This is a genomic window from Nostoc sp., assembly GCF_036919555.1.
Classification (GTDB): Bacteria; Cyanobacteriota; Cyanobacteriia; order Cyanobacteriales; family Nostocaceae; genus Nostoc.
On sequence record NZ_JBALCS010000103.1, the window covers coordinates 1 to 23,622 of the forward strand.

General features: G+C 40.3%; 26 protein-coding genes and 1 pseudogene. 17 read left to right on the forward strand and 10 right to left on the reverse strand.

The window, feature by feature from the left end:
* From V7K36_RS28705 to V7K36_RS28725, 5 genes are all read right to left on the reverse strand, one after another.
* Window positions 1-275, reverse strand: a 275-nt coding sequence (locus V7K36_RS28705) for a hypothetical protein (RefSeq protein ID WP_335121055.1), incomplete at its 3' end; no start/stop codon positions are given.
* A 236-nt stretch (window positions 276-511) separates the two neighbouring features.
* Window positions 512-1,108: a CPBP family intramembrane glutamic endopeptidase gene (locus tag V7K36_RS28710; protein WP_334940929.1), complete on the reverse strand. Its 597-nt coding sequence runs from the start codon at window positions 1,106-1,108 to the stop codon at window positions 512-514.
* 86 nt (window positions 1,109-1,194) lie between these two features.
* On the reverse strand, window positions 1,195-2,262 hold the full coding sequence (locus V7K36_RS28715) for a DUF3326 domain-containing protein (protein ID WP_335121056.1): 1,068 nt from the start codon (window positions 2,260-2,262) through the stop codon (window positions 1,195-1,197).
* A 259-nt stretch (window positions 2,263-2,521) separates the two neighbouring features.
* Window positions 2,522-2,701, reverse strand: a complete 180-nt coding sequence (locus V7K36_RS28720; protein ID WP_335121058.1) for a hypothetical protein — start codon at window positions 2,699-2,701, stop codon at window positions 2,522-2,524.
* A gap of 139 nt (window positions 2,702-2,840) precedes the next feature.
* Window positions 2,841-3,161: a 2Fe-2S iron-sulfur cluster-binding protein gene (locus tag V7K36_RS28725; RefSeq protein ID WP_334974351.1), complete on the reverse strand. Its 321-nt coding sequence runs from the start codon at window positions 3,159-3,161 to the stop codon at window positions 2,841-2,843.
* Window positions 3,162-3,348: 187 nt separating this feature from the next.
* Here V7K36_RS28725 and V7K36_RS28730 point away from each other — a divergent pair, with 187 nt between their 5' ends.
* From V7K36_RS28730 to V7K36_RS28795, 14 genes and pseudogenes are all read left to right on the forward strand, one after another.
* Window positions 3,349-3,840 (forward strand): hypothetical protein, encoded by a 492-nt coding sequence (locus V7K36_RS28730; RefSeq protein WP_335121060.1) that lies wholly within the window; start codon window positions 3,349-3,351, stop codon window positions 3,838-3,840.
* A 3-nt stretch (window positions 3,841-3,843) separates the two neighbouring features.
* Complete coding sequence (locus tag V7K36_RS28735; protein ID WP_335121061.1) at window positions 3,844-4,008, forward strand: toll/interleukin-1 receptor domain-containing protein; 165 nt, start codon at window positions 3,844-3,846, stop codon at window positions 4,006-4,008.
* Window positions 3,951-4,757: a GUN4 domain-containing protein gene (locus V7K36_RS28740; RefSeq protein WP_335121063.1), complete on the forward strand. Its 807-nt coding sequence runs from the start codon at window positions 3,951-3,953 to the stop codon at window positions 4,755-4,757. The genes V7K36_RS28735 and V7K36_RS28740 overlap by 58 nt, the downstream gene beginning before the upstream one ends.
* Window positions 4,758-5,856: 1,099 nt before the next feature.
* Window positions 5,857-6,252, forward strand: coding sequence for a hypothetical protein (locus V7K36_RS28745; RefSeq protein WP_335121064.1), 396 nt, complete (start codon window positions 5,857-5,859; stop codon window positions 6,250-6,252).
* A 210-nt stretch (window positions 6,253-6,462) separates the two neighbouring features.
* A pseudogene (locus V7K36_RS28750) lies at window positions 6,463-7,371 on the forward strand (DUF4351 domain-containing protein).
* 27 nt (window positions 7,372-7,398) lie between these two features.
* A complete protein-coding gene (locus V7K36_RS28755) occupies window positions 7,399-7,632 on the forward strand; it encodes a DUF4351 domain-containing protein (protein WP_335121065.1) in 234 nt (77 codons plus the stop codon).
* Window positions 7,633-8,052: 420 nt separating this feature from the next.
* Window positions 8,053-10,683, forward strand: a complete 2,631-nt coding sequence (gene acnB, locus V7K36_RS28760; protein WP_335121095.1) for a bifunctional aconitate hydratase 2/2-methylisocitrate dehydratase — start codon at window positions 8,053-8,055, stop codon at window positions 10,681-10,683.
* Window positions 10,684-10,740: 57 nt separating this feature from the next.
* Window positions 10,741-11,187, forward strand: coding sequence for a DUF29 domain-containing protein (locus V7K36_RS28765; protein WP_335121066.1), 447 nt, complete (start codon window positions 10,741-10,743; stop codon window positions 11,185-11,187).
* 13 nt (window positions 11,188-11,200) lie between these two features.
* Window positions 11,201-11,467: a type II toxin-antitoxin system HicB family antitoxin gene (locus tag V7K36_RS28770; RefSeq protein ID WP_335121067.1), complete on the forward strand. Its 267-nt coding sequence runs from the start codon at window positions 11,201-11,203 to the stop codon at window positions 11,465-11,467.
* Window positions 11,460-11,681: a type II toxin-antitoxin system HicA family toxin gene (locus tag V7K36_RS28775; protein ID WP_335121068.1), complete on the forward strand. Its 222-nt coding sequence runs from the start codon at window positions 11,460-11,462 to the stop codon at window positions 11,679-11,681. Before V7K36_RS28770 ends, V7K36_RS28775 begins: the two co-directional genes overlap by 8 nt.
* A gap of 272 nt (window positions 11,682-11,953) precedes the next feature.
* The gene (locus V7K36_RS28780) at window positions 11,954-13,810 is read left to right on the forward strand and encodes a DUF3696 domain-containing protein (RefSeq protein WP_335121069.1); all 1,857 of its coding nucleotides are present in this window, start codon (window positions 11,954-11,956) and stop codon (window positions 13,808-13,810) included.
* Between the two features lie 23 nt (window positions 13,811-13,833).
* Complete coding sequence (locus V7K36_RS28785) at window positions 13,834-14,892, forward strand: hypothetical protein (RefSeq protein ID WP_335121070.1); 1,059 nt, start codon at window positions 13,834-13,836, stop codon at window positions 14,890-14,892.
* A 5-nt stretch (window positions 14,893-14,897) separates the two neighbouring features.
* A complete protein-coding gene (locus V7K36_RS28790) occupies window positions 14,898-15,161 on the forward strand; it encodes a type II toxin-antitoxin system MqsA family antitoxin (RefSeq protein ID WP_335121072.1) in 264 nt (87 codons plus the stop codon).
* 173 nt (window positions 15,162-15,334) lie between these two features.
* On the forward strand, window positions 15,335-15,499 hold the full coding sequence (locus V7K36_RS28795; RefSeq protein ID WP_335093839.1) for a hypothetical protein: 165 nt from the start codon (window positions 15,335-15,337) through the stop codon (window positions 15,497-15,499).
* A gap of 157 nt (window positions 15,500-15,656) precedes the next feature.
* On the opposite strand, the gene V7K36_RS28800 is transcribed toward V7K36_RS28795, so the two are convergent.
* On the reverse strand, window positions 15,657-17,309 hold the full coding sequence (locus tag V7K36_RS28800; RefSeq protein ID WP_335121073.1) for a mechanosensitive ion channel: 1,653 nt from the start codon (window positions 17,307-17,309) through the stop codon (window positions 15,657-15,659).
* 199 nt (window positions 17,310-17,508) lie between these two features.
* Between V7K36_RS28800 and V7K36_RS28805 the strand changes: the two genes are divergently transcribed.
* Both V7K36_RS28805 and V7K36_RS28810 read left to right on the forward strand, forming a co-directional pair.
* The gene (locus tag V7K36_RS28805; RefSeq protein ID WP_335121075.1) at window positions 17,509-17,952 is read left to right on the forward strand and encodes an SRPBCC family protein; all 444 of its coding nucleotides are present in this window, start codon (window positions 17,509-17,511) and stop codon (window positions 17,950-17,952) included.
* 420 nt (window positions 17,953-18,372) lie between these two features.
* Window positions 18,373-18,987 carry a DVUA0089 family protein gene (locus tag V7K36_RS28810; RefSeq protein WP_335121076.1) on the forward strand — a complete coding sequence of 205 codons (615 nt, stop codon included), beginning with the start codon at window positions 18,373-18,375 and terminating at the stop codon, window positions 18,985-18,987.
* A gap of 77 nt (window positions 18,988-19,064) precedes the next feature.
* On the opposite strand, the gene V7K36_RS28815 is transcribed toward V7K36_RS28810, so the two are convergent.
* The 4 genes from V7K36_RS28815 to V7K36_RS28830 all read right to left on the reverse strand — a co-directional run bounded on the left by V7K36_RS28815 (window position 19,065) and on the right by V7K36_RS28830 (window position 22,286).
* Window positions 19,065-19,889 (reverse strand): SirB1 family protein, encoded by an 825-nt coding sequence (locus V7K36_RS28815; RefSeq protein WP_335121077.1) that lies wholly within the window; start codon window positions 19,887-19,889, stop codon window positions 19,065-19,067.
* Window positions 19,890-20,085: 196 nt separating this feature from the next.
* Window positions 20,086-20,499, reverse strand: coding sequence for a chorismate mutase (aroH, locus tag V7K36_RS28820; RefSeq protein ID WP_334825997.1), 414 nt, complete (start codon window positions 20,497-20,499; stop codon window positions 20,086-20,088).
* A gap of 128 nt (window positions 20,500-20,627) precedes the next feature.
* Window positions 20,628-21,449, reverse strand: coding sequence for a signal peptide peptidase SppA (gene sppA / locus V7K36_RS28825; protein WP_334939491.1), 822 nt, complete (start codon window positions 21,447-21,449; stop codon window positions 20,628-20,630).
* A 540-nt stretch (window positions 21,450-21,989) separates the two neighbouring features.
* Window positions 21,990-22,286, reverse strand: coding sequence for a hypothetical protein (locus tag V7K36_RS28830; protein ID WP_335121097.1), 297 nt, complete (start codon window positions 22,284-22,286; stop codon window positions 21,990-21,992).
* Between the two features lie 455 nt (window positions 22,287-22,741).
* Between V7K36_RS28830 and V7K36_RS28835 the strand changes: the two genes are divergently transcribed.
* A complete protein-coding gene (locus V7K36_RS28835; protein WP_334826001.1) occupies window positions 22,742-23,536 on the forward strand; it encodes an MlaE family lipid ABC transporter permease subunit in 795 nt (264 codons plus the stop codon).
* The last annotated feature ends 86 nt before the right edge of the window (window positions 23,537-23,622 follow it).

A 23,622-nucleotide genomic window follows, 5' to 3' on the forward strand; every position in this document is an offset into this window, starting at 1 on the left:
TAATTTCTGCAACTCATTCTAGATATGCCACTTTTAATATAGTACATAAATACTATAAAATAGCGATCGCCCTGTGCCAGTTGCGTAAGTCCTAACTCAATAATATTTCCTGGGGCGGGTTTTTTAGATATGGTACTAAATGTGCCATCAGCAGCTACTGGCAGTGCTGGCGCAGTTCCTTGTAAGACTCGTGACTCTTTCAGCAACTGCAAGAAGCCAGTGTATGAATTTACTTTGGAAGAGGAAGAGACACTGATAGAGATTGGAGAGGCCATTAGCCGGAAAATCGTCAGTTAACCTCGCACTTGTGAACAACTGGATATATGCAGTTGCTGCAACTGTTAACTATCAAATTTAATTAAATATCGCACTAATTCCTACTAAGTAGGAAGGCACAATTAAATATAAGATAAAACCTCACCCTCAATCCCTCTCCAAAGTATCGGAGAGGGAAGCCGGAGGCAGGGTGAGGTTTTATATTTAATTTGACCCACTTACTTAAGCTCAAAATTTATTTTTTAATTGCCGACAATTGCGACATTTTCCAGAAATAGCTAGAAATCCAATTGGTAATAATGTGAGCGACAATCGGCACTAATAAGTTGCCCGTGAGCAGGGCGCTATATGCCAATATCATCCCGACAATTGTTGCCCAAATCACATAAGGCCATTGTTGGGAACCGCTAAAATGCAAGATGCCAAAGCAAAGACTGGATAGAATTAAAGCTGTAAGATCAGCGCCTAAAGCTGGCAGCATCACACCCCTAAATAATAATTCTTCACTCAACCCTGGTAGCAACCCCAGCCAAATTAAGTCTGGTAAAGCTAAAGGTTTCAGTACCACTTCTAGGTAATAATCTGCACTTTTACGATAGGCAGTCCAAAGGCGATAAGTTAAGCCACTTAACGCGGTGATGACGAACCCCAACCCTACACCCAACAGCAACTCTCTTTGGTTCAAGTCCCAAGAAAATAGGACAAAGTTGCCAAAGTGCAACGAAAGTTTCGCGACTATCAACAAAATGATTGCAGTCGCTCCCATCGCCCCAAGTACTTGAATGCGTGTTAAGTATGGAATTTCTGGCTCTTGCTTGTGTTGTTCAACCACGGGTTTTTCAGGGGAGTGGGGAGTGGGGGGAGTGGGGAGTGGGGAGGCAGGGGGAGAAATAACTTATAACTCCTAACTTATAACTCCTAACTCCTAATTACTCGCTGCAAAGGTAATAATTTGGGACGGAGGGCGGAGGGATTGATGCCTGCTTTGTGTGCTGCTAATACACCCACTGCTTCTAAATATGAGTTTACCTGTATAGCTTTGATCCCCAAGGGTTGGGGAGGAACTTTTATAAGAGTTTTATTTTCTTCTACTGTAATTATTTGGCATCGTCTTTGGCTTAAACTTAGTAAGGCGCTGCTACCACAAGCTGTTGCAGGTGCGATCGCAGCATCCACTTGATCTGCCCAAATATCTTCTTGCTCTGATGGGATCAGTCTTTTCTCTATTATAAATTGTGGGGCATGACTTAATCCTACAAGGACGCACGGCAAAAAGGTATAGCCCAATTCTTCGGCGGCGGAACGGGGGGATAAATTAGGTTCTGGAGGTTCGCTCAAAAGGGCGGGAGAATGGGCGCAAGGAATTTGAAAGGTTCGCACTAGCAAATGGCTAATTACGGCTTCTGCACCCGCTAAAGGATCGACGCCTTCACCGTGGCGATATTTCTGTACTGCTTCCTCATCCATATCATCGGGGAAACGGGCAACAACTGCGATCGCTTCTGCCCCCGCTTTTTTAATTAATATCTCAGCTGCCCGTAATAAGCTATCTGGGTTGCCAATTGTTCCCCAACTAGCTCCCGATGGTGTAGTCCGTAATTCTACATTTAATGGTGCATCAGTAATTACATAATCTGTTAGAGTCAATCCCAGAGTTGCTCTAACTGCATCTGCTGCTTGTATATGTCGTAGCTGCAACTCTGGTTCAATACCTTGGTCTAAAAGCAAACCTACTTTGTTCGTGCGGACTGGACGCAAACCCCAGCATCCAGAGGCGAATTTGTCAAGCCCGTAACCTTCAACATAGAAAGCGTTTGGGAGATTCCAATACAAACTTGCGCCATTAAGGACATTGGGGTGAGTAATTAGGCGATCGCAAACCTGTGCTATAACTTTGGCAACAGGCAAAGCATCTCCTGCATAACCCCCAATGGCAGCCCCAACGCCAGTTGGTACAATTAAGATAGCGGTGTATGGACGATTCATCTTAAGTTATGAGTGCCCAGTTATGAGTTATGAGTAAAAATCCAGGGCTATTTCGTTATAGACATAAACCGCCCAGAACTAAAGTTCACAGGCTTTTAGCTAAAGTCCGTTAAAACGGACTATAACTTTTTCTCAGTCGTCTTTAGACGACTTTCGCTATTAGACTCAGAATTCATTCTAAGGCGGGCTAGATGAAAATGAAATAGCCTTTGCCCACTCTCAACTCCTAACTCCAAACAGACGCGATTAATCGCGTCTCCTAACTCTTAGGTGTAGTCACCACGGCTTCAATTGTAGCTTTTTGTTCGTCAACGTCTACAGAGGTAATTGCCCAACGAAGGGGTTTCCCCTGTTTGTTCAACTCTGTTTCAATTGCTTTTAGTAATTCTGCGGGAGTTTCTTGTAAATCAATTTCTGCGGTAATAAAATGAGTTGTCATCTTGATAAATCCTGTTGATTTGTAGTTTCTAGAATAGCTGATATCAGTTGCGACGAAATACTTATGTTATTTATCAGTTTTGGGAATGTAAGTGAACAGTTATCAATAATCAATTACTATACTGATAACTGTTTACTGATTATTGGTCTTTGCCAAATTGTAACTGATAAACTACATCTTCTTTTTCCGTCTGAACTTTCAAATCAGAAAGGGGTTTGGCAATACAAAGCAATACGTAACCTTGCTTTTGCAAATCTGGACTAACGCCCATACCATCAGTTTGATCCACAGTTCCCTCGCTTATTTGACCGGCACAAGTTGTGCAAACACCTGCATGACAAGAACTCGGTAAATCCAAACCAGCAGCATCGGCAACTGATAAGATAGTTTCATCTTCAGGAACTTGCAAGGTATGAATTTCGCCTTGGTGATGAATTTCTACGGTATAACTTTTGGGCATATACAAAGGAAGCGTGACACAGAGGACAAATTTTTTATCTTATCTGAAATAAGTTAAAAATATCCAAATGTTACCATAAAAATCGAGATTAAATCCTGAGATTATAGTAACTAATTCTGAATATTTTGTAGACGAGTAACATTAATTACTATAATAAACACAAATAAATTAGTTAAATTTACTTAATATGCGCGATCGCGTCGTCTTAAAAACTGTATCTGTAAGTCTGCCTTTTGGCATTGGTTCGATGTCTTGGAATACTGACCCCACAGAGCGGAAAGCCGCTTGGTCGCTTTATGTCGAATTAGTGACGCGGATTGCTGTGCAACCATTGGAAGTTGACCAGGGTTTGGTACGAGAAGCTTTGAACTCTCTTTATAGTTTATTTGGCACAACCCGCCAAGTTCTCAAAGCCGCCGGGCCGGATGTGGGTGCTTCTCGTGATTCAGTGGGGGGAATTGCGATCGCAGTGTTGAATAATGGGTTAAGACCGTTTTTGGCTAAATGGCATCCATTATTGCAAGCGTGGGAAGCTAGACGACCTGTGGGGGTGAGTCCTAAAGAACATGAGCAGAGTTGGTCGGAGGAACCCAAGTTGCGAAGTGAGTTGGAAGTTTTGCGAGGTGGGTTGGAAGATTACGCCAAGGCGTTGGCAAAAATTGCTGGTGTGGAGGAGTAAGCGATGGAAAAGTTTGATGTTTTTCTTTGTCACAATAGCAAGGATAAGTCTGCGGTTATCCAAGTTGCCGAACAGCTAAAGCAACGCGGGATTTCACCCTGGTTGGATAGTTGGCATTTACGACCTGGTTTTTCCTGGCAAGATTCTTTAGACGAACAGATAAAATAAACGAGATTCGAGCAGCAGCTGTTTTTGTAGGAGAATCGGGATTTGGCCCTTGGCAAGATCAAGAGATAAAAGCTTTTATACGAGCATTTGTCCAGAGAAAATGTCCAGTTATTCCCGTACTTTTGCCAGATGCACCACAAGAGCCAGTACTACCTGTATTTCTCCAGGGTTTAATGTGGGTAGATTTCCGTTTACAGAATCCTGAACCGATGGGACAGTTGATGTGGGGCATTACTGGGGAAAAGCCAGGGACAACGCCCATAATTCAGGCTACAGCGCCTAAAACAGATAACCTGGACTCAGAAAAAGCTATAGACTACACCAGACTGCGCGACTTACTAGCAGCAAAAAACTGGAAAGAAGCCGACAAAGAAACCTATCTGGTTATGATTCAGGCTGTAGGTAAAAAAGATGGCGACCACTTCACCTCAGACGAACTCTTAAATTTTCCTTGCACTGACTTACGCACAATTGACGGCTTATGGGTAAAATACAGCAATCGACACTTTGGCTTTAGCGTCCAGAAGGATATTTACTTGAGCGTTGGCGGTAAAGCTGACGGCAAGTATTACGAAAAAGCCTGGGAGAAGTTTGGCGATCGCGTAGGATGGAGAGTGAATAGTAGGTATTGGATAAATTATAGTTACGTTACTTTTGATACCTCATCCCCTAGAGGACATCTCCCTGCTCTATGTAAGAGTCTGCTCGGTAGATTTCTCTTCTCTCGCATTAAGACTTGTAAAGTCTAACATTTAAGGCTTTAAGACATTTATAAAGATTTTTTACAACCTTCTAATGCACGGTAGAATCAACATTTCATAATTCCGATACCTGGCACTGCGGGGTTATTGGGCGATATTTTTTACAAAACTGACGATATCTAGCAGCACATTCTTCCAACGTCCTCCCCAATAGCAAAAACGCCGGATGCCATTGAGTGATACCATCATTACTCAAACGGTCATGAGTACCGTAATTGCTAAAGTCGTAGAAATAACCCTACTGTATTCCTGCGGCTTTCGGATTAGCGTGGATATATCGCAGAGTATTTAACGCACGACGTTGGTCTGTGATTTTAATTGCATTTTTACCCCCCTTAATCCCCCCTTGGAAAGGGGGGAAACCGGAAAATCTAGTTCCCTCCCCTTTCCAAGGGGAGGGTTAGGGTGGGGTAAAAAATATTTGATACATCAATGATAACTTTTCAAACACCCTCTAAAAGTAAAGTAGCCACAAGAACAGTATCTCTGTTAAGGTATCACAGACTAGTACCGCTACGCAAAAGTCAAAAGTCAAAAGGCTTATAGAATAAGCTTTTCATTTTTATTGAAATTTTTTCAAACTCTGCGATCGCTGTAAATCAACAATATACACTATGTAGCGATGATTGCACTCACCAACAAACTTTGGTCATCAATGTTACAATGTTGACTCTTAAGGTTACAACATTAAGCCTTAAGGTCATAACATTAACCCTTAAAGCTAGAAGCTTAAGACTTAAGATTACAACATAAAGCCTTAAGGTTACAACATTAAGCCTTAAAGCCAGAACATAAAGCCTTAAGGTTACAACATTAAGCCTTAAGATTAAAGCGATCGCAGTTGACTAGAAGTAAAGGTGCGATGTCTACGACGGGCTATGCCTACGCTTATGCAACAATATTGTAGTTTTCGTGCAACTTAAACATAATATTATTTTCCTGAAAATCAACCCTTGGTGATTAAATACCGAGAAATTACGGACATAAGTAAAAAAAATTATTTAAAAGACTGCGCCTTTTGCTGAACCAGTATATAGATTAATTGAGACAAAATAGGTTTGTAAAGCTTTAAAAGGTGTATAAATTTATGTCTCGAAAAAAACGTAGTTCCCGGATTGTAGAAAAAGCTGAGTTTAGAGTTGCCGGACTGAAAGCTATCGATCAAAATATCAATTTTGATGATACTTATAACTTGCAAAACCTGACTCAATTAATAGAACAATTTCATAATACGCTTGACCATTATAACGCTGATATAGCTATGATTGACTCTTCTAAAACAAAGTTAGATGAGATGGAAAAAACCTTAAATCAGGTTTCAGACAAAATGCTGACGTGGGTTGGTTGCAAATACGGCAAAAACAGCAATGAATATGAACTTGCAGGTGGTGTTCGAGACAGCGATCGTATCCGTAAAAGCAGATTGACACGCTTAAAATCTAATACAGATAAAACATCAGATCAAAATGCAATAATCGCTTAGTACCATTGTGCGGAAGTTTAAGCGAGTAAAGTTAAGTGCATTTTGGGCGAGGTATAAAAAATTAAAAGTAATCAGCCAGATGTGACATTCAAGGTGTCTAGATCCCCGACTTCTTTAAGAAGTCGGGGATCTATTGTCTCACGAATGATTCAGGACTGCTATATAATAAAACTTTGCATTAACCCAGAACTTCCGCAAGCTTAAAATTGAATGACCCGGTTTATACATGATAAATTTGCTAAAGACTATCTAGAAGAATTATTAAAAGATTACGGAGAAGTCAAAGCATCAGAAAAAGTTGCAGGAGAGATTAAAGAAATAGATGTTTTATTCACTGCTGCCAAACAGCAAAACTCTAATTTACAAATACTCGGTTGATTAGGAAAATTTGCTGAACATCCTGCCATCATAGAACCATACCGCAATCCAACTTCTACCGATGAGATATGCGACTGTATTCTAAAATTATTAGAAGTCAAGGCTTTATTGGGACGAGAAGCTAAAGCCAATAAAACCAGACTTCAAGACTCAGAAATTCCCAAATTGTGGGTTCTGACACCTACCATATCTGAAACTAGATTATCTAGCTTTGGAACTATGCAAAAAGAAGGTTGGTTGTCGGGAGTACATTTTCTACCAGAAGCTTTGCGGACATCAATTATGGCGATACACCAACTACCCCAAACACCAGAGACTTTGTGGTTGAGGCTTTTGGGTAGGGGAAGTGTGCAGTCACAAGCGATTATCGAGTTGCAAGCGTTACCATTAGATCATCAATACTAGAAAACAACCCTAGAATTAGTTTACAACTTGCGCGAAAACTTGAGAGGAAACCAACAATTAGAAGCAGATGATCGGGAGTTAATTATGCGACTAGAACCACTTTATCAAAGAGATAGAGAACAAGCCAAAGAAGAGGGAAGGCAAGAAGGAAAACAAAAAGGAGAACAAGACTTAATCCTGCGTCTAATAAATCGCCGTGTTGGTGAAATTGATGCCTCATTAATCGAGCGAATTAAAGGCTTATCCATTGAACAATTAGAGAATTTAGGAGAGGCATTGCTAGATTTTTCTAGTGTTGCTGATTTAGAAGCTTGGTTAAACCAACAATCAATCTAATTCATTTCGATTGATCAGGAGTTAATTATGCGACTAGAACCACTTTATCAAAGAGACATAGAACAAGCTGTACAGCAAGGAAATAAACAAGGAGAACAACGTTTAGCTATACGTCAACTCAATCGCCATATTGGTGAGATTGATACGTCATTAATCGAGCGAATTCAAGGCTTATCGATTGAGCAATTAGAAAATTTAGGAGAAGCATTGCTAGACTTTTGTAGTGTTGCTGATTTAGAAACTTGGTTAAACCAACAATAAGGATATAGCCATTTTCAATCCGGTGAGATACAGGTATGCAAATAGACCTAACCCCCTAACCCACTTCCCTGTTTGGGAAGTGGGAAAAATTCAAAGCCTCTCTTCTTTTAGGAGAGAGGAATGGAAGTGAAGTACAATTTTTACCTGACTCGATTCAGAACCGCTATAAATCATTAATAGATTAATTAATTTATAACCAAGTCGGATTCTACAGCTACACTAAACAGGGTTGCTCGTATTCTATGAAAGTTTAAAGATATTTGCTTGACGAAAACTAAACTTTCAGTATAAAAAAGATTTGCAAACAACCGATTACTCATAAGGCTTTCAGCTATAAAAATCAGGTAAACTTTTATAGCCAAAAATTGCCTAAAAATATTTCATAATTAAATGGAGAATATCCCAATGGAGAACACACAAATGCTAGAACAATACCGTAAGCATGTTGCGGAACGCGCCGGACTCGGTATTCCCCCTTTACCATTGGATGCGAAGCAAACCTCAGAATTATGCGAATTACTGAAAAATCCGCCAAAGGGTCAAGAGGATATATTATTGCATCTATTGAGCGATCGCGTTTCTCCTGGTGTTGATCCAGCAGCTTATGTCAAAGCTGGATTTCTGACCGCCATTGCCAAAAAGGAAATCATCAGTCCCTTGATTGGACGCATAGAAGCGGTGGAATTGCTGGGGACGATGATAGGTGGTTACAATGTGCAATCTTTAATCGATTTGCTGCAATCGCCCACCGTATCCCTCTCAGACTCATCTGAAACACCTCTGGTAATGGGTGGACAAGGAAAGGAACCCATCGCCGCCTACGCCGCCAACGCCTTAAGCAAAACCCTCTTGGTGTACGACGCCTTCCACGATGTTTTAGAATTATCGAAAACCAATCCTTTCGCCAAGCGGGTAATTGACTCTTGGGCGGAAGCTGAATGGTTTACCATGCGTCCCACAGTACCAGAAGCTATCACTGTCACCGTTTTTAAAGTCCCTGGCGAAACCAATACCGACGACTTATCCCCCGCCCAAAGTGCCACCACTCGCCCAGATATTCCCTTACACGCCTTAGTGATGTTAGAGTCACGGCAACCGGGAAGTTTGAAAACCATTGCCGAATTGAAAAAGAAAGGGCATCCTGTAGCTTACGTGGGAGATGTAGTTGGTACAGGTTCCTCGCGTAAATCTGCCATCAACTCAGTATTGTGGCATATGGGAAATAATATACCTTTTGTGCCAAACAAACGCGCTGGGGGTTATGTTTTAGGTAGTGCGATCGCGCCTATCTTCTTTAACACAGCCGAAGATGCCGGTGCTTTGCCTATTCAGTGTGATGTCACCAAACTGGAAACTGGCATGGTAATTACCATCCATCCCTACAAAGGCGAAATCACTAATGAAGCAGGCGAAGTCATTTCCACCTTTGCCCTCAAACCTGATACCATCCTCAATGAAGTTCGCGCCGGTGGACGCATCCCCCTACTTATTGGACGTACCCTCACCGACAAAACCCGTCATGCACTCGGTTTAGAACCCAGCACCGTCTTTACCCGTCCCCAGCAAGCATTTGATACAGGTAAAGGCTACACCCTAGCACAGAAAATGGTCGGTAAAGCTTGTGGATTACCTGGTGTGCGTCCCGGCACATCCTGCGAACCCATCATTACTACCGTTGGTTCCCAGGATACTACAGGCCCCATGACCCGCGACGAATTGAAAGAACTCGCCTGTCTTGGTTTCAGTGCAGACTTAGTGATTCAGAGTTTCTGTCATACTGCTGCTTATCCCAAACCAGTAGACATCAAAACCCATCACGAACTCCCCGATTTCTTTGCTTCTCGTGGCGGTGTTGCCCTCCGTCCCGGTGATGGTATCATCCACTCTTGGTTAAACCGGATGCTGCTACCCGACACCGTGGGAACTGGCGGCGACTCGCACACCCGCTTCCCCTTGGGTATTTCCTTCCCCGCCGGTTCTGGATTAGTGGCGTTTGCAGCGGCTTTGGGTGTCATGCCTTTAGATATGCCAGAGTCAGTATTAGTAAGATTTAAAGGTGAATTGCAACTAGGTATCACCCTGCGGGATGTCGTGAATGCCATTCCCTACGTGGCAATTCAAAAAGGTTTGCTGACAGCAGAGAAGCAAAATAAGAAAAACGTTTTCTCCGGTAGAATTTTAGAAATAGAAGGTTTGCCAGATTTAAAAGTTGAACAAGCCTTTGAACTCACCGATGCTAGTGCCGAGCGTTCTTGTGCAGGATGTACAATTAAGCTGAGTGTAGAGACAATTTCTGAATATCTGCGTTCCAACGTCGCGCTGCTGAAAAATATGATAGCACGGGGCTATCATGATCCGCGTACCATGCTGCGCCGTGTGGCAAAGATGGAAGAATGGTTAGCAAATCCCGTGTTATTAGAAGGCGATGCTGATGCTGAATATGCCGAAATAATTGAAATTGATTTGAACGAAATCAAAGAACCAATTATTGCTGCTCCCAATGACCCCGATAATGTTAAATTATTATCGGAAGTTGCTAATGATCCAGTACAAGAAGTATTCGTCGGTTCTTGTATGACGAATATCGGTCATTATCGGGCAACAGCGAAAGTTTTGGAAGGCGCAGGTGAAGTTAAAACTCGCCTGTGGATTTCACCGCCAACCCGCATGGATGAACACCAACTTAAAGAAGAAGGTGTATATAGCATTTTTGGGGCTGCGGGTGCTAGAACAGAAATACCAGGATGCAGTTTGTGCATGGGTAATCAGGCGCGAGTTGCTGATGGGACAACAGTATTTTCTACCTCTACCCGCAACTTCAATAATCGCATGGGTAAAGATGCGCGAGTGTATCTTGGTTCAGCAGAATTAGCCGCAGTTTGTGCGCTGCTGGGACGGCTTCCGACAGTGCAGGAATATTTGGATATTGTGGCGAGGAGAATTCATCCTTTTGCTGATGATTTGTATAGGTATTTGAACTTTGATCAAATCCTCGGTTTTGAGGATGAAGGGCGCGTGATTTCTAAGGAGGAGCAGGCTTTGTTGGTATAGTTTAATTAGGTGGGTGTTATGCCCACCTAATATTTAGCGTTTCCAAGAGGAATATTAATGACTAGTCCATCTTTTATCAATGAAAAATATCTCTATGAACAAGACTTTTACTTGTGGACACAAACAGTTGCCCAGCAGTTAAAAGAAAATAATTTTAATCAAATAGATATACCTAATCTAATTGAAGAAATTGAAAGCATGGGGAGAAGTGAAAAACGCGAGTTAAAAAATAGATTAATTGTGCTATTAATCCACTTGCTGAAATGGCAATATCAACCAGACAAACGTAGTGAAAGTTGGCGCAGTACCATTTCTGAACAACGTATATATATTGAAACATTATTAGAAGATAGTCCCAGTTTGCAACCTCTACTTGCAGAAGTATTTGAAGATTGTTATCAAAAAGCTCGTCTCAAAGCATCTGATGAAACAGGGATTAAATTAAATTTCTTTCCTAAAGAATCTCCTTTTACATTAGAAGAAACCTTAAAAAATAGTTATTAAGTTGGAGTAAGGAATGAATTTTTACACCGTTGTACTCAGAAAAAGTTCTGGATATTGGGTTGCTTTATGTTTAGAAAATGGTATTGTCGGGCAGGGAAATATTCAAGAGGATGCAATTAAAAAACTTAAAGAAGCAATTGAATCCTTTGAAGTGGTTTATGAGTCTGAAAGTAATATTTATAAATCTGCCGTTTCAATAGATGAATTACATGAATTTTTATCTTTTGAAGAAAAAGAGCAAGATTCAGAGATATATGAATTAAAAAAGGTTTATGCCTAAAAATATACCTTCCCTAAAACCAAAGGAGTTAATTAAGCTTTTAGAACAAGCAGGTTGTACATTTCATAGAGAAGGAAAAGGCGACCATTGTTTATATACTCGTGAAGTTGATGGTAAAAGAAGAGTAGTTCCTATAGATATGGGTGCAAGAGAAATGTCTCCTGGTTATGTTTTGCATAGGGTATGCCAGCTAGTAGTCTGCGTTAGTAATTAAAATAAGGTGGGCATCGCCCACCTTATACCAGATGGTATGAATTTAGCAAAGAAATAAAAATAAGTTTTTATTAAGATTCATTATTAAAAGGTTATGATTTATTCAAGAAAAATAGTTATCTTTTATACTGTGAGAGTCGATAAAAATTTCTATACTACATCTCTAACAATTTTTCCATTTTATCGTAAAAATACCTTCAAAAATAAATAGTTATGCTAACTAAATTGACTCTTCAGTACTTTAAATCAGTCTGTGCTAAAACCACACTTGATATGGCTCCACTAACTATATTTACTGGAGCGAATAGTTCTGGAAAAAGTACTATTATTCAAAGCCTTCTGTTAATCACTCAAACTTTACAAAACCCTGTTTCATCTAGGTCTGTCATATTAAATGGGCATATTTTAAGAATTGGAGCATTCAATGATATCGTATCAAACAATGATGAATCAAAAAATATTTTCATAGGGTTTGAGCTAACTCCAAGTGTAGATGAGCGTGAAAGTTCTATTACAACATCTATGCGTTATGATGTTTCCCGTAGAGTTGAAGCTTTAATATCCATAGATTGCTCTTTTAGTTTTTCAGCAACTGGTTCGGAAAAAGAGAGAGAAATAATACAACTACAACCTCGGTTGGAAGAGTCTAGGCTTAAAGTAAATTTTAAATTGGTAGGCTCTCCTAAGGAAGAAGAAGTTTATATTCGCAGAAGTAAAAAAAGTAGAAAACAACGTCTACAAGAATATGAATTATCACAGAAAAGCCTTCATAAAGTAGAGGCTGCATCTTTAGAATATGAAGTTAGTAAGCTAAGTTCTTTGACAAAAGCAAGATACCGTCGTTATTATAATTTTCATGTAACCGGGGAACCAGTAGGGGCATTGCTTAACCACTTCTTACCAGGAAAAATTTCTGTTATTTTCGATTCTGTTGAAGAACAATCAAGATATTTGGTTGATTTCCTAACTATTCAGGAAGATGAAGAGATATTGTTTTATAGAATAAGAGGTATCAGCATAGATGATATAAATAATTTATTAAATGAAAATGTTAAATTTCTCATTATAAATACGCTTAAAGAAGCGTCTAAACATATTTATAAGATAGAAAGTTCTAGCAGTAAAACCTTCATTAACAATATTTTAAATATAGAAAATAATTTTACCATTCAAAACTTATCAACCTGCTATAAATTACCTTCTGCTAAAAAAAGAATATTAGCTCAAAAGCTAGCTGAAAAATATGATGATATTTTTGATGCTGTTAGAGCTAATCGCCCTGTAGAAAATAGAGTTTCATATCTTCCCCTTCCTGACATTTCAGAACTTGCTGTTGATTATATTCAGAGTTTTTTTACTCGTTTTGTAAAATATTTAGGGCCATTACGAGATGAGCCAAAACCAGTTTATTCTTTTGCTGGTACAACTGATTCCAAGGATATAGGTTTTAGAGGTGAACATACAGCTGCTGTCTTGGATGTTAATCGAAATACAAAAGTAGAGTATATACCTAGTAATCAACTTAAATTTGGTAGCAGTGAAACTATCACAAGGGCTGATTTTTTACTAATCGCAGTATTAGATTGGTTGAATTACATGGGAGTAGCTAGTGATGTCAAGACATTCGATAAAGGTAAGCTAGGTCATGAACTCAAAGTTGCTACTACAGGTTCTTTATTATTGCATGACCTTACTCATGTTGGAGTAGGTGTTAGTCAAGTTTTACCAATTTTAGTACAATCTTTGTTAGCAGAGAAAGGTTCTACTTTAATTTTTGAGCAACCAGAATTACATTTGCATCCTCGTGTTCAAACACGTTTAGCAGACTTCTTTATATCAATGACAATGCTGAAAAAGCAATGTATTGTAGAAACCCATAGTGAATATTTAATAAATAGACTTCGCTATCAGGCTGCTGCTTCAGAAGGCGAAGAGATATCTAAAAATGTACTTATGTATTTTGTAGAAAAGCAGAGTGGTGAGTCTAAATATAAGTCTGTAAAACTTAATAAATTTGGTGTACTTGAAGACTGGCCAAAAGGTTTCTTTGATGAGAATGAAGAAAATGCAAGAGCTATTATAAAAGCTGCTATGGAAAAAAGAAAAAACGAATCAAGTAGACAAGAATAAACCTGTATATAAAAATACAAAATATGTATAAAATATATGTAGACCCATATTTACTCGTTTATCCTCAAGCAAATTCGGGAATTGATGAATTTGAAAACTATATTCTTAGCCTAATTTCATGGAGTGAGGAAATAGAAAAAATAAAGGAGGCTAATTTAGCCACATTATATTTATCTGCAAAAACTCCTGAAATATTAGCTATCACTAATGGATATCCAGAAAGAAATGAGTTAGAAAAATTGATTGTAGATTTAAACTTACAAAATGTAATTCAGACTCATGATATATTAATTTTAATTGAAAGCTTTTTAAAACTTCCTTCTATTGAAGACAGACTTAATATAAATGCAATATTAATCGATAATATACAGTATGATCCTGTTTTTTACCTTGATGGAAGAAATGAGTTGTTTGTACAAATTTATTATGAATTAACAGTTTTAATATTTTTGTTATGCAAAATAGAAAATTTAGCCAATAAACATCAAATCATAGTTACCCGCTATATTCAAGCAGAAAATACGCAGGTTTTAATAGAATGTGAAATAGTAGATTGTGAATTTTCTACTAATTCATGCTATGTAAACATTCCCTGTGATGTTAGTATTCGTTTACAATCCTTTGTCAATCCGAATAGTTTACATGATTATTTTGATGCCTCAGATATTTGGATTAATGCTAATTATTGTGAAGGAGTTTATAAAAAAGCTATTAGTATTTTTGTTGCACAAAAAAATAAGCAATTAGAAACGCCAAAAACTATCGATGAACTTACTTATTGGTTATTTGGTAGTCGTTTCTTAAAAAGCTTAAAATATTTAGGTTTTCTAGATGAACCTATAAAAACCAAAATGTTACTTCGCACTTGTGCTGAAATAATTTTAAAAGAAAACATGGGCGATACTCATTGGTTGAGAACAGGTAAAGGTGCAAATAATCCTCAGAAAAAGCGTAAAAAAGATGGAGCTAAAGCTTGGAGAAGAGATATTGATCATGAATATCATTTACATTATTGGGAAATAGAGCGTGGTATAGAATTCGCTTCAGTTGTAGTTCATAATGATCTGAAAATTCCTGAATAACTTTTATGAAAAAACATATAATTATTGAAAAGCGGCAAATGCTGTGTGATATTTGTGGAAGCGAAGGTGTCAAAAACCGCCGAATTACTAGAACCTGTGGTAATGGTAAAGACCTGCTAGTAATAGAAAACATTCCAGCGATCACCTGTACTCATTGCGGTGAAAATTATTTAACTGCTGAAACTCTTCACAAAATTGAACAAATCAAAACTAACCGTAAAAAATTAGCTGTTGAACGTCCTGTGGAAGTAGCTACTTTTGGATTATGAATAGTTGCCAAAATTAACTGTTGCTTCAGCTATTCTCTCACTAATAATTTATAGACTTCTACACAACGGACGAAGGGCGAGTGATTTCTAAGGAAGACTAGGCTTTGTTGGTATAGTTTAATTAGGTGGGTGTTATGCCCACCTAATATTTAGCGTTTCCAAGAGGAATATTAATGACCAGTCCATCTTTTATCAATGAGAAAAATCTCTATGAACAAGACTTTTACTTGTGGACACAAACAATTGCCCTAAAGAAAGCAATTGAGTCTTTTCAAAGTGTTTATGAATCTGAACCTAATATTTACAAATCTCCTATTTCTATAGAAGAATTACATTAACCTCAAAACTCGGAACTTGAGCTTCTGAACTCCAAATGTCAAGTTCTACACTCAAACTCCGAGCTTCTAAGCCCTAAGTTTCAACCTTTTAAGTACAATTGCCCATAGATTTTCTCCACTATTGATGCTTTCGGCTGGACTTTCCAAGATTTACCTTTTAGTTTCTACCTTTGAAAGAGTTTAGCCATTCTTGAACCTGCTCGCGGGCAATATCGCGCCCCCCAAGACCAAAAGCTAGGGCAATAGCAACTGCGATCGCACCTAGTAAAAGTCCAAAGGCTAAATTCACAATATCACTGGCAACTCCAATCTGTTGCAGTGCCATTGCAGAGACTAAGGCAATGATGGCAATCCGCGCTATTTGACCCAAAATCTGCGCTTGGCGTTCGCCGGAACTGGTAATGATGTTAAAAGCCAGATTTGCTAGGAATAAGCCAATGGCAAAGATCACCAATCCCGCCAAAATCCGCCCGAATATGATCACAATCCCAGACACTAATGCTGTCAGGGCTGGAATATTCAAAATATTTACCGCCGCCACCGTTGCAAACAGCATGATACCCACTAAGGCAACAATACCTGCAATTTCCGATGGCGTGCGGGTTGGAGTCGGTTCAACTGTTGGTTGTGTTGAAATTATGATTCGTCTGCTAGGTGTTGTCAGACCCAGTACGGTGAAAATGTTATTAAAGCCTAAATTGGTGAGGATACTTGTAACCAAATCCGCCACAAACCGCCCGACGAAATAAGCAACAATCCAAATTGCCACGGCTGTGAAGATGGCGGGGAAAGCATTGAGAATCTGTTGCAGCATGGCGATCGCCGGGATTGATATCGCATCAATTCGCAAGGCATTCAGCGTTGCGATCGCCACAGGAATCAAAATCAAAACATAGACAATTGTGCCGATAATACTCGATAGAGGTTGCACCCCCGCAGTCGCTGATAATCCCAACCGACTACCTAAATGGTCGATACCAGTTGTCGCCAGCAAGTTCGTCACAATTCGCCGTACCACATTAGCTATGAACCAGCCAACTACAGCAATTAACGCCGCCGCTAAAATGTTCGGCAGAATTAGCAGAACCTCAGTAATTAAAGCTTGTACTGGTTGTAGAGCCTGCCTGAGTCCGAGAGTATCTAATACTGGGGCGAGAAATAGTAAAAATATAAACCAATACAGAGCATTGCCAATCGTCTCACTCAGAGACATCTGATTCAGGCTGGGTGTACTGTCTTCTGGTTCTGGATTCAAACGCTCATCCAGGTTAAATGCCTGTAATGAGCGCACAGTAATAATCTTCACAATCGTCGCCAAAAACCAGGCAGTTCCCAAAAGGATTCCCGCACCAACCAACTTTGGCAAAAAGCCAATAAGTTGATCGAGAAAATTATTCAGGGGTCGAGAGGCTACCTCTAGATCCAATGTCTGTAAAACAGCTACCGCCGTCAACAGGATAATGCTCCAAAAGACTAAGCTGGAGATTAATTTCTCTACTTGGGGAACATCTTGACGACCCGTTATCCCTGCGGCAATGCGATTATCTATATTTGTGCGCTTGAGAATTGCTTGCGTCACTGCTGCTGCGATCGCTGCAATTAGCCAACCTACTAATAAAATTGCCACTGCCCCTAGTAGACGAGGCGTAAACAGAATCAACTGTTGAACAATACCTTGGACATCAGCGATTCCTTGATTTACTGCTGGTTGTGTCAGTTGCAGGCTGGGCGATTGTGCCAAAAATTGCTGCACCCTTGTGGAGAAAGCAACTCCTATAACCTGAGTTATTCCTTGCCAAGTTGTGTTCATGGTTTTCGGGAATTATGCTTAAGTATTCGCCGCAAACACTGAGTCAGTGTTTTGCCTACCAATTTACCAGTAAAAACATACATATATGGGATTGATATCAAGAATAATTTTTGAGTTTGTTACTTATATTTGCTTTAATCTACTGTCAGTGCTGAATTTTGCGTTACTCTAATTGCAGCAACAGCACCAAAGATGTGGAATGTCCCAAGTTTTGTCACAATCGATTCAAATTAATGCTACAGCTACGGTGGTCGAGCGCTGTATTAGCGATTTAGCTCTGATGCACCGTTGGCTCAACCCCGTCCTCCGTTGCGAACCTGTGGGCGAAGCTTGGAGCACCGATGTCGGCAGTCAAAGTCGTTTTATCATTCAAATTCCTCTACTAAAACCCACATTGAATAGCGTAGTTGTGCAACGAGAACCGGGTTTGGTAGTCTGGGAATTTAAGGGATTTTTTCAAGGGCGCGATCGCTGGGAATGTCAGCCAACAGAAAAAGGAACCCGCCTACTCAACCGCTTTGAGTACGATATCCCTAACCCCTTAGTGAGTTGGGGTTTCAACACCTTTGCAGCATCTTGGACAAAACAAGATATGCAAGCCCAACTGCGCCGCCTCAAACGAGTCGCAGAAGAACAAGAATAATTCGATCATTGGTCTTTTAACTAGCTATGAACTTTGGTTCATGGCCAATAATCCAATTCGTTCAAAAGGGACTGAAATCCTTTTTAACAAGAGATGTATGAGGCAAGAGGAATACTGCCCTCTGCCTCCTGCGTTCTTCACAAGACTTTTGCGATGACTCTCAAAATTCATTCTGAAGCAATTGTTGAGAATAGGGCTTCATCATTCCCTTAAGTATAAACACAGGTTGTAACCTCATCTACAGAGGTTACAACCCTTTTAAAGTGCGTGTTATTACGTTCGTTTCCCCAAATTAGTAGCTTTATTTCTCAGTGAATTTTCTATAAAGTAGGTAAAAATGTTTTCAGCAATGAGAGATACATATTAGTATCAAAGCGTTGAAAGCAGACAAAAAGATTCGTTTCTAGGGTAAATAACCGAATGGCTACTGTAAATGTTTTGACAAATTTATCATTGACTACAGTGGGAGCAGCAGTTATTGCACTGGGAGCAGCAGGAACCGCACAAGCTGCGACTTATACTGAAGTGGGTGATGCAGGTAAGACTTTAAAAACCGCCCAAAATCTTCCTGGTGGCATTAATGTCATCAAAGGAACTATCTCTTCTAAAAACGGTGCTGACCTCTTTTCTTTCTTTTGGGATAGTGGGCGATTCAAAGCTACCACAGTCGATGGTGCATCCTTCGATACCATACTAGAACTGTTTGATTCGTCAGGTACGCTAATCGCTGTGAACGACGATTCTAAGCGTACGGAGCAATCCACTCTCAATGAGTTTTTGGATACTGGAGAGTACTTATTGGGAATATCATCCTTCGCCAACTTTGCCCTATCTGCTTCTAGTTATGGTTATGGTGATATTGCTCCTGGTTTTTCTTCTGGCGATTACTCTATCAGCCTAAACAAGAAGACTGCTTCTGTTCCCAAACCCGCTTCTGTTCCTGAACCCGCTTCTCTTATTGGTATCTTAGGCTTAGGTGCTTTCGGCATTAACTCTGTTCGCCAGCGTAAACAACAAGTCACAGTTAAGGCATAAGCATCAATTTTTATTTCAGCCGTTTAATTTAACTAACCACTGCTGTGTCAATATGGTGCTGATACAGCATTTTTGATTCAACCATTCTTACCCAACTTAGCAAGTAACTGCCGAATCACAGATGCATCCTCGGCATCAGGAACTTTTGTTAAATAATTTTGTAAGTCGTCTATAGCTTGGGGGTAGTAACCGAGTTGATAATAAATCAAACCGCGATCGCGCAATTCTAAAGTTAAATTAGGAAACAGCAACAAAATTCGTTCAACCGCTCCTAGCGTTTTTTCTAAATCTTGTTGTTTGATATAAATAAATTTTAAATTTGTCAGCATCCGTGCCAAAAACTGCCGATGACTGACTACGGCTAAAAATTCTGCTTGTAGCGTCACAGGTTGCTGATAAAGTTGAGACAGCCGTTCTTCGCAATCTTGAGCAAATATTATTTCACCACCATTGAAAGCATCGACGAAAATCTCTATATCTGGAACATCCGGGCGGATTAGGAAATGTCCTGGCATTCCCACACCCACCATCGGAAAATCAATCCGTCGGGCGACCTCCAGGTAAATCAGTGCTAAGGTAATGGGAATCCCCAATCGGCGGTCAATTACATCATTGAAAAAGCTGTTACGCGGGTCGTAATAGTCAGTTTTATTACCAGAAAAATTTAAATCTTCGTAGAGATACTGATTAATACTTTGAACTATCCGCAAAGGATATCGTGAAGAAGGCAGGCGTTCTTGAAGTTCCGATGCCATTGTATCAAGAGCATTGAGGTATTCCTCTGGATCTAGGTTGGGATATTCTTCTTGTGCAATATACAAAGCTGCCTTTGCTAGGTCAATGTGTTGATCAGACTGCTGAATCTCCTGGTAAAAATATTGTCGTGCTGACGAGAAATTCATAGGCTGTTGCTGGGCAAAAGTGTGACGATGAAGCGAGAGCGGCTTGGCTGAACGGATATGTATGGGGAATATTGATTACCAGAGGTCGAAAAACCATGAACTCGCTAATAGCAGTAGGTTGAGCGGCAGCCTCACCGACCTAATAGCTTGTTTTCTGCTTTTTTACGTGGATTTTGCGTAATTATATGTAATTATTTTACACTTTTGACTTAACTGCTGGCTGTGATGCTTGTAATGATTGGGGCAAACTCCAGTCGGGACGCAAACTAGCGGCGTTGCGTAAATAGATATGATGAATTGAGGCGGAGGCTGGTAGATAGGCGTGGATTAAGAACCGAATGCAGCGCTGTAAGCTACCTTCGACGTGCATTTGCTGCACATCCAACATGGCCACATTATCCCAACCAGGACGCGCTCTGGCGATCGCAGCTGGAAAAATAGCATCTAAATCCCGTGTCACTGAGAAAGTCACACTAATCATGTCCCTCGGCTGGAATTGATTCCGGTTTTCCAATTCATCTAGTAGTTCTGTCACTACTTCTTGCATTGCCTCAACGGTATTTTCTGAAACGGTTGTTGCTCCGCGAATAGCCCGCATTTGCCACTCCACGCCAAAATCCTCCTTAAAACACAAAAGTGAGGAGTTAGGAATTAAGAACGAGAAGTTAAGATTTTTAACTCATAACTTCTCACTCATAACCGGAGGCGGAGCGTCTCCGGCTCCGCTCCTAACTCATATTAGGGTCGATATAACCACAACGGTAAACCACTAGTAGACATTTCAAATTCGAGCCAATCAATACCAGCCCCAATTCCTGATGAAAACTGACGACTCCCTGGTAGAACGCGACTCAATAAGGGTTTACGTTCTTCTAGGGTATAGCAGAGAGTTTTTTCCGGATCAAGACCGACCAGTTCTGCTGTCCAACGACGGGCATCTTCTTCTGTACCCAGGCGGTCTACAACACCCAACTCTAGGGCTTGCTGTCCAGTAAAAATCCGACCATCGGCGAAAGTTTTCACCGTTTCTACTGCTAAAGAACGGCCATCAGCTACCGTTTGGACAAACTGCTGATAACTTGTGTCAATCAACTCTTGCAGGATGTTTGCTTCTGGTTGAGTCAGTTCCCGGTCGAAAGCCAAAATGTCTTTGTAAGGGCCAGACTTAATTACCATGAAGGAAACACCGATTTTTTCTAGCAAGCGTTCCAAGTTATTCCCACGCAGAATCACACCAATACTACCCGTAATTGTACCTGGGTTAGCGACGATGTGTTCGGCTCCCATGCCGATGTAGACTCCTCCAGAAGCCGAAATATTGCCAAAGCTGGCGACGATTTTGATTTTTTCGCGCAAACGCTTCAGGGCGCTGTAGATTTCTTGGGAATCTCCGACTGTACCGCCAGGACTATCGATACGTAGCAATAATGCCGGAAACTTTTTTTCTTCTACAGTTTTTAGGGCTTCTAGGACGCGTTTGCGAGTAGCACCGGCGATCGCACCAGTAATTTCAATCCGCGCAATTTGTTTTTTAAACTTGGGCTTAAACGGCCAAACCATGAGTTGTCAACATACCTCGTAATAAATTCAATATAAGATGCCCAACGGTCAGACGGCCTGCTTTGCTCTGTTAAGAAACATGAGCAGGCATTGTGCTGATCACGATTTTAAGGAAATTTTTATATTTTGCAGTGAGTTTTATTTGATATTCTCAATGAATGCTAATCAAGTCCTTAAAGATTGCAGCTAACACAAAATGTCAAACTCTAGTTTAGCGTTCAACGTGATGATTTAGCTCAGACTATTTTAGCTGTTTTGCGGAATTAAAAATTACAAAACCCTTGAGATTCTCTCTTTTTAACTTTTTGAGAATTAGTTTGCTAGGGCTACACACCTGAAGTAGTAGTCAGTCAGTAATTAATAACTAATAAATAATAAGTATTTAATCAATAATTTCGCTACTCAATTTAATGAATAAAAATTCATTTAGCAACAGTAATCTCTATCTAGGTTAAGACCAGTAGTACTTTCACTTTTGGAAATATCACTTTTTTCTCTCTTCTACAGCCCATGATCATCTGAGGAAGCTATTTCCACTACCTATGAATCAATCCGTAAAATTTGACACCGATAATAAGCGTACATATCAAACAATGCCCCGACGAAACTACAGGTCAAGCTAATCACAAATAATCCGCGTAGGGGAGTTCCACTGCCAAAGGTGACGAGAAAAAGGATAATCTGAGTAGCGATCGCTTCAGTTAACTCTTGTAAGGCAGGGAAGTGACCGAGGAGGGATAGAAGCAGCAATCCGGCGCCAACTAGGAACATGGGAGCGACAAAACTAAAAATGATCGTGAGTAGTAGGGAGCGGAGAAAGTTGGTGAAAATAGTCATTTTAAGACAAACTCCGTGAGTAGAGATGACAACAGCCTGATAGCGGTTTGTCATTTCTACAATACGTGCGATCGCTCCTGAGCAGAGAATCTGTCAAAAATCTTAAGTTTTAATTAAAATAAACGGCTACGACTTACAGCATCTGCTGGGGATATAAAAAATGAATTAAATCTATAAAACCCTTGCAAAATCTAGGTTAAAGCCAAGGTTAGCACCTATTTATTGATTTGCAGCACGTTTAATAACAGCTTCATTTTCTGAGAATATCTTTAATCTAAGTTAATGTTTAGTCTTCTTAAGGGAGTGGGGGAGCAGAGGAGCAAGGTTGCAGCAAGTCTTTCTCCTCAGTTCCCATGCCCAATGCCCAATGCCCAATTCCCAATTCCCAATTCCCAATTCCCATTGCCAACGACTTCCGCTATTCTTAAGGCAGTTACCGAGTTAGCTACAGAACATTGAACCAGACTAAATCCAAATCCAGTTTAGGAGAATGGAGTCAGCGATTGCTGGCGGCGATTTTTCTAGGTGGGCAAGTACTAGTTCACCTATTGAGGGGCAAAATCAATCGGCGCAACACCTTAGAACAAATGGCAGCAGTTGGGCCAGATTCCCTATTTATTGCCTTGGTGACGGCTATTTTCGTTGGCGCCGTGTTTACCATTCAGGTGGCGCGGGAATTTATCAACTTTGGCGCAGGAAACGTTATCGGCGGAGTTCTTTCTATAGCGTTGACACGAGAACTCGCTCCCGTGTTGACAGCAGTGGTTTTGGCCGGGCGAGTCGGTTCTGCCTTTGCAGCAGAAATCGGTACCATGCGGGTTTCAGAACAAATCGATGCCATGTTGATGTTAAGAACAGATCCAATCGATTACCTAGTTATCCCCCGCGTCCTTGCTTGCTGTTTAATGCTACCAATTTTAACCCTCTTGTCTTTGATAACAGGGATGTTCGGGGGATTCATCATTGCGACAAATATCTACAACCTGTCTGATACGGTATTTATAGACTCAGCCCGTAACTTTCTTGGTATCTGGGATATTTTTAGCGCCATGATTAAGGCGTGTTGCTTTGGCATTTTAATCGCTGTAATTGGTTGCAGTTGGGGGTTAACGACAACAGGAGGAGCCAAAGGTGTAGGACAGTCAACCACAACTGCGGTTGTGACTGCTTTGCTGATTATATTTGTGAGCAATTTCTTTCTTTCTTGGTTAATGTTTCAGGGGACTGGCAGTGCATTCCTAAGCCTATAAAAGTGAGGAGTGAGTAGTTAGGAGTTAAGAGTTAAAACTCCTCACTCCTAACTCATAACTCCTAAGTTCTGACTGACTCCTAAAAT

What these genes read in the sequence shown, in the direction of transcription:
- V7K36_RS28715 (WP_335121056.1), bottom strand. Translation starts at nt 2,262, where the DNA reads ATGAATCGTCCATACACCGCTATCTTAATTGTACCAACTGGCGTTGGG.
- V7K36_RS28720 (WP_335121058.1), bottom strand. Translation starts at nt 2,701, where the DNA reads ATGACAACTCATTTTATTACCGCAGAAATTGATTTACAAGAAACTCCC.
- V7K36_RS28725 (WP_334974351.1), bottom strand. Translation starts at nt 3,161, where the DNA reads ATGCCCAAAAGTTATACCGTAGAAATTCATCACCAAGGCGAAATTCAT.
- V7K36_RS28730 (WP_335121060.1), top strand. Translation starts at nt 3,349, where the DNA reads ATGCGCGATCGCGTCGTCTTAAAAACTGTATCTGTAAGTCTGCCTTTT.
- V7K36_RS28735 (WP_335121061.1), top strand. Translation starts at nt 3,844, where the DNA reads ATGGAAAAGTTTGATGTTTTTCTTTGTCACAATAGCAAGGATAAGTCT.
- V7K36_RS28745 (WP_335121064.1), top strand. Translation starts at nt 5,857, where the DNA reads ATGTCTCGAAAAAAACGTAGTTCCCGGATTGTAGAAAAAGCTGAGTTT.
- V7K36_RS28755 (WP_335121065.1), top strand. Translation starts at nt 7,399, where the DNA reads ATGCGACTAGAACCACTTTATCAAAGAGACATAGAACAAGCTGTACAG.
- acnB (WP_335121095.1), top strand. Translation starts at nt 8,053, where the DNA reads ATGCTAGAACAATACCGTAAGCATGTTGCGGAACGCGCCGGACTCGGT.
- V7K36_RS28765 (WP_335121066.1), top strand. Translation starts at nt 10,741, where the DNA reads ATGACTAGTCCATCTTTTATCAATGAAAAATATCTCTATGAACAAGAC.
- V7K36_RS28770 (WP_335121067.1), top strand. Translation starts at nt 11,201, where the DNA reads ATGAATTTTTACACCGTTGTACTCAGAAAAAGTTCTGGATATTGGGTT.
- V7K36_RS28775 (WP_335121068.1), top strand. Translation starts at nt 11,460, where the DNA reads ATGCCTAAAAATATACCTTCCCTAAAACCAAAGGAGTTAATTAAGCTT.
- V7K36_RS28780 (WP_335121069.1), top strand. Translation starts at nt 11,954, where the DNA reads ATGGCTCCACTAACTATATTTACTGGAGCGAATAGTTCTGGAAAAAGT.
- V7K36_RS28785 (WP_335121070.1), top strand. Translation starts at nt 13,834, where the DNA reads ATGTATAAAATATATGTAGACCCATATTTACTCGTTTATCCTCAAGCA.
- V7K36_RS28790 (WP_335121072.1), top strand. Translation starts at nt 14,898, where the DNA reads ATGAAAAAACATATAATTATTGAAAAGCGGCAAATGCTGTGTGATATT.
- V7K36_RS28795 (WP_335093839.1), top strand. Translation starts at nt 15,335, where the DNA reads ATGACCAGTCCATCTTTTATCAATGAGAAAAATCTCTATGAACAAGAC.
- V7K36_RS28800 (WP_335121073.1), bottom strand. Translation starts at nt 17,309, where the DNA reads ATGAACACAACTTGGCAAGGAATAACTCAGGTTATAGGAGTTGCTTTC.
- V7K36_RS28805 (WP_335121075.1), top strand. Translation starts at nt 17,509, where the DNA reads ATGTCCCAAGTTTTGTCACAATCGATTCAAATTAATGCTACAGCTACG.
- V7K36_RS28810 (WP_335121076.1), top strand. Translation starts at nt 18,373, where the DNA reads ATGGCTACTGTAAATGTTTTGACAAATTTATCATTGACTACAGTGGGA.
- V7K36_RS28815 (WP_335121077.1), bottom strand. Translation starts at nt 19,889, where the DNA reads ATGAATTTCTCGTCAGCACGACAATATTTTTACCAGGAGATTCAGCAG.
- sppA (WP_334939491.1), bottom strand. Translation starts at nt 21,449, where the DNA reads ATGGTTTGGCCGTTTAAGCCCAAGTTTAAAAAACAAATTGCGCGGATT.
- V7K36_RS28830 (WP_335121097.1), bottom strand. Translation starts at nt 22,286, where the DNA reads ATGACTATTTTCACCAACTTTCTCCGCTCCCTACTACTCACGATCATT.